The following is a 797-nucleotide window of genomic DNA, read 5'->3' as shown; positions in this document are numbered from 1 at the left end:
AAAAGTAACCGACGTTAAACCCGATAACAGCATAACGCGTTACAGCTATACGCCTTATGGGCAATTAGCCTCTATAACTCAGCCTGATGGCAGCCAAACTCAATTTGCGTATAACCAACTAGGGCAACGGGTATTAACCACCTTGCCAGATGGGCAAACCATTACGCGCAAATACAGCGTAGCGGGTTTACTGCAAAGCGAAACCTTTGGCGATGGCCGCACCACATTATACAGCTACGATAAGCTTGGCCAGTTAACACAGCACATTAATAAAAACGGCCAAATTACCCAATTTGTATGGAACGAGCAAGGTGAGCTATTAGCCAAGCACCATAACGACGAGCTAATACGTTACAGCTACGATAATTTAGGGCGTGTAAACGCCACCATCAATAACGCAGGGCTGCTGACTCAATACAAATACAACGCGCATGGGCAGCTTGCGCAAACCACCGCCTTTGACGAAAACGAGCCTGAACATAAACAGCATCAACATTTTAGTTACGACGAAGCAGGGCGGCTAATAAGCTCACAAAACAGCAATGGCGACACCACCGAGCAACACTTTGAAGGGCTAAGCCAGCCACATTGTGTGATTCAGCCCGATGGTAGCGCACTGCATTTAACCTATGACAAAGAGCGTAACTTAACCGCCATTGAGCGAAGCGACGGTCACGTATACCGCATAAGTTACGATGCGAACGAAAACCCAACACAAGTCACTGGGTTTGATGGCACGCTACAGCAATATAAATACGATGCCTGTAACCGCTTAGCCTCGGTAACACAAAGCGAGA

Annotated in this window: 1 pseudogene; it reads left to right on the top strand. The window is 47.3% G+C overall.

What is annotated here, in order from left to right:
- Positions 1-797, top strand: a pseudogene (locus CWB66_RS19900) (RHS repeat protein); the annotation flags it as partial.

Origin of the sequence: Pseudoalteromonas sp. S558 (assembly GCF_005886635.1) — a bacterium.
GTDB classification, from domain to species: Bacteria; Pseudomonadota; Gammaproteobacteria; order Enterobacterales; family Alteromonadaceae; genus Pseudoalteromonas; species Pseudoalteromonas aliena.
The sequence above is the reverse complement of the archived record's forward strand: the minus strand, read 5'-3'. Positions and strand labels throughout refer to the sequence as shown.